4 protein-coding genes are annotated in these 6,799 nt (G+C 38.9%); all 4 read right to left on the bottom strand.

Annotated elements, in window-relative coordinates:
* Positions 1–151: 151 nt before the first annotated feature.
* On the bottom strand, positions 152–613 hold the full coding sequence (locus tag J7K40_11065; protein MCD6162938.1) for a response regulator: 462 nt from the start codon (positions 611–613) through the stop codon (positions 152–154).
* Positions 614–698: 85 nt separating this feature from the next.
* Entirely contained in the window at positions 699–2,495 is a 1,797-nt protein-coding gene (locus J7K40_11060) for a PAS domain S-box protein (protein ID MCD6162937.1), read from the bottom strand.
* Between the two features lie 187 nt (positions 2,496–2,682).
* On the bottom strand, positions 2,683–5,613 hold the full coding sequence (locus tag J7K40_11055; protein MCD6162936.1) for a PAS domain S-box protein: 2,931 nt from the start codon (positions 5,611–5,613) through the stop codon (positions 2,683–2,685).
* A gap of 149 nt (positions 5,614–5,762) precedes the next feature.
* Entirely contained in the window at positions 5,763–6,779 is a 1,017-nt protein-coding gene (locus tag J7K40_11050) for a patatin-like phospholipase family protein (GenBank protein ID MCD6162935.1), read from the bottom strand.
* Positions 6,780–6,799: the final 20 nt, after the last annotated feature.

The following is a 6,799-nucleotide window of genomic DNA, read 5'->3' as shown; positions in this document are numbered from 1 at the left end:
TTCCCCGAAAATTCCGGTAAAATCTTTATAGTATAGTATGTTTCATAGGGTTAATATTTTCAATAAGTGAAAATCATAGTTTTTGAAAAAACGGGGAAACTCCTGCGGCTTTTGCAGTTGATTTATAATTCCGATGCAAAATCAGGGCTAATCAATCATTCCATTGACTGCATTCGCGGCTGACATTTTCAAGAAGGCATGTCAGTAAATGTTCTCTGCTTTTTAGCTCCCTTACCATCATATGCTTATAAATCGCCATCTCAATAGTTGCTCTCAGTTCTCTGGCATCGAAGGGTTTGGTTAAATAACCAAATGGTTCGGTATTTTTGGCGCGGGAAATTGTGTTCTCATCGGCATAAGCAGTAAGATAAACAACTGGAATATCAAGCTGATCGTTGATGCGTCTGGCTGTTTCAATACCGTCAATCTCACCTTTTAAATTAATATCCATAAGCAATAGATCGGGCATGGTTTCCAGCGCTATTTGCATTGCCTCTTTGCCGGTTGAGGCAATTGCAGGCACTGTATAACCCATACTTTCCAATCTGTTTTGAATGTTTTTCGCAACAATCGATTCGTCTTCAACAACTAAGATTTGGGCATCTTTTTTCATTTAATAACTCCCTTCATTTCTGCCCATTCCTTATGTAATCATTAAATTAAGTATTTGCAAAATTAAAAAATGTATGATAATGATTTCAATAATCACTTTCACTAAAATTGATATCCGGGTGTAGCTTTTTAGCGCAATCAAGACACAAACAGTGAGAAAATTCGGTTTTAGGGTGAGAGTCGATATAATTCTCAACCTGCTTCCAATAACCTCTATCGTCGCGGACTTTTCCGCATGATGGGCAAATAGGAATTAAACCGCTTAAGGTTTTAATTTTACCTAAGGCTTCCTTTAGTTCTCTGATAAGTATTTCTTTCTGTCTTTCAGCCGATTTACGTTCTGAAATATCGCGCGTTATCCCAATTATTTTAGTAAGCCAACCGTTTGGGTCGCGAAGGAAAGATATTTTGCTTTCAGTCCAGATAGTTGAGCCATTTTTACAATAAAATTCAAGTTCTACTAATTGAGTATTAGAGGCTTCATTTTCCTCTCGGATATTGGAATTCTGCTTTTCGGAAATAATTTTCTTTAAAAGCGCTATAGAATCAGAAGACATCATTTCCTCTATGGATTGATTGATTGCTTCTTCGACAGTAAAACCTCGCAAGTGTTTTACAGAGGGGCTTGAATAAATATGATTGAAATACAAATCGGTAATCCATATAACATCCGTTACATTTTCGGCGAATAATCGGTATCGTTCTTCGCTACCCTGAAGCATTTCTTTGGCAAGTACGCGTTCGGTAATATCTCTATTGCAAACATGCCGGCCAAGATAGCTCCCATCATCATTATAGACCGGTCGACATATATGATTAACCCAACGCATTTCGCCGTTGCGTGTAATTATGCGAAAATCAAGAGAAAACTCCTGCCTATTTTCTTTTTTCTCATGACAATGATTTAAAAACATAATCAAGTCATCCGGATGGGTTAATGTCATTAATAGTTCCGAATTTTCAAAATACTCATCGACTTTATAGCCGGTGATTCGTTCACATGACGGCGAAACATAGATGAGATTGCTGTCAGCTCCAATCAAATACTCCCAATCGTATGAAGAATCGATTGCAATATGGAAACGGTCAGTGTCTCTTGTATGGTTTTCCGTCGCCTGCCGATATTGAGAGGTATCATGGAAAATCAGAACAAAACTCGTTATATCTCCGTTATCATCCCGGATAGGGGAGAAGCTTTTTTCGATAAGTATTTCCTTATTATCTTTATTGATAAGAATAATCCGGTTTTGTGATTGATTGTCATAGCTAAACCAATCGACGCCAGCCGCGCGGTTTCTATCCTTAATATTCATTTCTTTGATGGTAGTATTAAATACTTCATTCAGCTTTTTTCCGCAGGCTTTACTTTGCTTCCAACCTGTCAGCGATTCGGCGATTGGGTTCATAAAGGTTACTATGCTGGCGGCATCAGCGACAATAACGGCATCGCTAACGCCTTCAAGAATATTTTCCAGCTTTTGTTTTCGTTCTTTTAGTTTCATTTCCATCATGTGCTTATAGAGCGCTATCTCGATAGTTGTGTGCAATACTTGCGGTTCAAATGGCTTCAATAAATAGCCGTATGGTTCGGTATTTTTTGCGCGGTTCAGCGTATTGTCATCTGCATAAGCGGTAAGATAGATTACCGGAACACTCTGGTTGTCGTTGATGCGTCTGGCTGCTTCCACGCCGTCAATATTGCCTTTTAATCTGATATCCATCAGCAGCAAATCAGGGTTCGTCTCTTTGGCTTTTTGAATTGCCTCCTCGCCTGATGAGGCGATTGCAGGTACTGAGTAGCCAAGGCTTTTCAATCTGTTCTGAATACTTTTAGCGACGATGATTTCATCCTCGACAATCATGATTTGAGCATTTTTATCCACTTTGTTTTAATCCTCTTTATATTCTTTAGAACAGCCTTTAAACATATCAGGATGTTTATATTCAACAATCAATTGAAGATAACAAAACGCCGATTGAAAGGCAATATCTAATATATCCTTTTTTCGACACGATTATTTATTTTCACTCGTTCCGTTCATTATTATTACAGTTAAAAAACTCCCTTTATTAGCTGTTTGGCTTTTGACATGTTATTTTAAAAGCTGTGCCATGACTTCTATCCAACTCAATAGTACATCCTGTTTGCTTTTCTAATAAATTAACTAATTGCAGCCCCAATGATTTAGTGTTTCCGGAATCTATATTTTCCGGCAATCCAATACCATCATCGCTAACAGTAATAACAAAATGATTATCTAATGAGCGTAATTCAACACGAATAGTACCCGGACGGTTGTCTGGGAAAGCGTGCTTAATCGAATTAGTGATAAGTTCATTTATAATCAATCCGCAGGGAATGGCGGCATCAATGCCCAAATAAACATTTTCGAGGTCTTTCTCCAATTTGATGACATCCGAATTTATACCATAGGAAGCAACAAGATAATCGGCGAGATTACGGACATACATAGCAAAACCGATTTTTGCCAGGTCGGGAGATTGATACAATTGCTCGTGAATAAGAGCCATTAATTTGACCCTATCCTGGCTGGTTTTGATTATCTTACAAGCCTTATTATCTTTGATATAATCAGATTGTAATTCCAGCAAACTCGAAATAATCTGCAGGTTGTTCTTAACCCGGTGGTGAATTTCTTTTATCAACACTTCTTTTTCTTTTAATGATTTTTTTAACTGACCTTCAGCCCGTTTACGGCCTGTAATATCGCGCGCATTGCATACAAGCCCTATAGGACGGGCGTCTCTATTTCTTAATAGCGTTACAGTCGTCCATGTTGGGAATACCGTTCCATCTTTTCGTACATGACTGACCTCGCCTTCCCAGCCATAGCCTTGTTCAATTATCTTCAAAGTTGGCAGGATTTCTTTATTCAGTTGTTCCTTGGTATGAAAAATGCGCAGATGTTTACCGTGAACTTCTTCAGGATTATAGAGATGCATCTTTGCCCAGGCGTTATTAATAAACTGGATAGTCCCATCCAATCCGATCATTGCAATACCATCAAGAGATTGCTTTACAGCTCGCGCAAATCGATACAGTTCGGTTTCGGCTCGTTTACGTTCGGTTATATCTTTGAAGCTTTCGATAATGCCGATTAATTCGCCATTTTGACCGTAGAATGGAACGGCAGTTAATATGCAAGGGATTTTCTTGCCGTCCAATCGTTCCCTTTCCACATCATATTCAATATACTCTTCGCCTTTAAGTATTCTATTAAGCGGACATTTCGGGGTTAGACATTTAGAGCCTCGAAGCGCTTCATGGCATTTAAGTTTTTTATTTTCTTTATAGTCAATGCCCGAAAGCTTGCAAAATGTTTCATTAACGCGCAAAACGTTAAATTCCTTATCTATAATGCGTATGCCATCAGGCGTAGAATTAAGTATCTGCTCAAGTTCGGCGTGAGCGTTTTTTGTTTCTTCCTCAGCCTTTTTGCGTTCGGTAATATCGATAAGAAAACCTCTTACTCCAACAGGTTTTCCTTCCTTGATAATCGCTGCAGCCTGCGCTATAACGGGGAAAGTGCTGCCATTTTTCCTTAATGCTGTGTAATCATCAAATCTATACAATTCGCCGCGCAATAATTTTTCGATATTTGTTTTTAACCTCGTTCTATCAGCAGGAATGAAGAATTCAGCGGCATTAAACCCGTTATCCACATCTTCTTGGGTATAACCGGATATTTCATAGCCCCGATTATTAACGAATGTTACCGAGCCATTCATATCGATTTCCCAAACAATTTCAGGCAGCATTTCGACTACTTCGCGAAACTTTTCCTCGCTTTCGCGCAGCGCTTTTTCCGCCTTTTTGCGGTTAGTAATATCAGTTATAACGGCAAAGTTGCTTGTAAATTTTCCTTCAGCATCAAATAAAGGAGCCGGTGATATAATGGTATTGATTCTATGTTTATCTTTTGTTGTCCACACAAGTTCATAAGGGTGGCGGCCTATGCAATCTTGCATGGCATTTTGTGCTTGGTAAATATTTTGGTTGTTATTATCAAGAAATTCTTTAACCTGATGCCCGATTAATTCATCGCGGTTATATCCAAGCATAATGCACAGCTTGTCGTTGACATAAGTTAAATTGCCGTTAATATCCTGTACACCAAAACCATCATTCATGGTTTCAATAATTCGTCGATGATGACGCTCTTTTTCCTTTAAAGTTGCCTCCGCCTTCTTTCGCTCGGTTATATCCCTGATAATAGCCAACAGATGCGGTTTTCCATGGTAATTGAAGCTGGTTCCATGCACTTCAATATTAATGAAAGAACCGTCCTTGCTAATATCAACTGACTCGCAGCAGAATTGACCTTTATCTATCGTTTGTCTGAAGAAATTTTCAAAAATATGATTATATTCCGGATGTGCGATATCTTTTCCGGATAGGGATAATATCTCCTGATGCGAATAGCCGTAGATTTTGCAGGCAGCCGAGTTCGCTTCAATAATTTTGCCATTAAGATTATATATAAGCAAACCGTCATTAACGGATTGGAAAATACTATGATATTGTTCAGAATTTTGCTGCTGTTTTTCTTCGGCCAGCTTTTTTTCAGAAATATCCTCTATGAAACCCTCGATACAGTTCCGCGTGTTTGTAATCCTTGCCGAAAACTTTAACCACAAATGAATTCCGTCCTTAGCTGTAAACTCGGCTTCGAAATCCCTGATTTCACCATGTTTGCGGATTTCTGCCAGCATCCGGTCTCGTGCCTCCGAATCAACATAATGTTCTGCAACGATATAATCAGACAGGCATTCTTCGCGGTTATCATAGCCAAGTATATTGGCAAATTGGATGTTGCACTCAAGAAGTTTGCCATCCGTTATTCGCGACCGGTATAGGCCTATGGGAACATTCTCAAGAAGACACTTATAGCTTTCAATATTTTCAGTGTCATTAATCGGTTGAGCTTTATACCCTGGTTTTTTAACCAGCAGTTTTTTTGCGGCATTGTTATCTTTCATAATAGTATACCCCGATTTGACTAAAAACTGACAACTTTATTTAAGAACATAATTCCATTCCTGAAGATAAGCTAATTTTATTGATGCCCATGAATGCATGTCAACAGAATGAATTTCAATCCTGCTTGAACTTTTTAGCTTATGCACCTCTACTTATTAGCTGTACTATTATTATCATACCACTCGAAATATTTCTTTACGCCGGAGCATCCCGATTCAACCAGTTTCTCTTTCATTTCGTCCTGCAAATCGAACTCCGTTGTTTTAACTCCTAAAGTGTCGATATAAACAGTCCTTTGCCAGTCATCATTATGAAGGTGAGTGTTTTGCTGATTTTCCATAATAGAGCTGATAAGCGACCAGGCATATGAAAAGAAATCATCTATCTTGTTATGTTCAGGTTCGGAATGGTCTCTAAAGACTGCTATTTCCTTAGCCGAATCAAGCCTGAACCCCAGAGTTTCCTTATTAAAAACATACTTGCTGATATTTATTCCGGCATCAGCAAGGTTTTTATTGTGTTTATCATAGTATTCAGTATTGCGTCCTTTTTCCGATATGTACTTTTCTCTATCAAACAGCTTAATCGGGTAGTTGAGCAAAACTCCGCCATCAACATAAAGGTCGCCTCGCAGGCTTCGCTTGGCGGCGAAAAATAAAGGAATCGACATGGATATCCTAACCGCATCGGCAATGCAGACTCTTGGCGTATGTTCATAGGAAAATACTTCGCAAAAATGCGTGGAAAGGTTGGTTCCAATGAAATACATATCCTTGAAATTCCTGCTTGCTTTACGAGCATGTATATCGCTAAAGGTCGATTCGCTGTTGCCGGTTTTGGTTTTGATTACATTGCCTATCCATTCCCGGAAGAAGTCGCCTTTATACCAGCCGTATTTATCAATTAATCTTGTAGTATCCTTGATGAAACCCCATGAATCATCCATCAAATTATTAAAATTCAGTTTCCAGAGAACTTCCTTTGTTTCTTCTACCGAATAATTAAGCCCGACTAAAATAGCGTTTATCGCGCCGGCGGAGGCGCCGCCCACTCGTTCGATTTGCTGAATTATATTTTTTGCCTGAAGTTCCTCAATTGCTCCGACATAGGCGATTCCCTTTACTCCGCCTCCCTCGAAGATGAGGTTTTTAAAATGATTTGGCATATTAAGTTCCTTTCATCACC

Source organism: Candidatus Zixiibacteriota bacterium (genome assembly GCA_021159005.1).
In the GTDB taxonomy this organism is placed as follows: domain Bacteria; phylum Zixibacteria; class MSB-5A5; order UBA10806; family 4484-95; genus JAGGSN01.
This window is presented reverse-complemented; position numbering and strand designations above follow the sequence as displayed.

What these genes read in the sequence shown, in the direction of transcription:
- J7K40_11055 (MCD6162936.1), bottom strand. Translation starts at nt 5,613, where the DNA reads ATGAAAGATAACAATGCCGCAAAAAAACTGCTGGTTAAAAAACCAGGG.
- J7K40_11050 (MCD6162935.1), bottom strand. Translation starts at nt 6,779, where the DNA reads ATGCCAAATCATTTTAAAAACCTCATCTTCGAGGGAGGCGGAGTAAAG.
- J7K40_11065 (MCD6162938.1), bottom strand. Translation starts at nt 613, where the DNA reads ATGAAAAAAGATGCCCAAATCTTAGTTGTTGAAGACGAATCGATTGTT.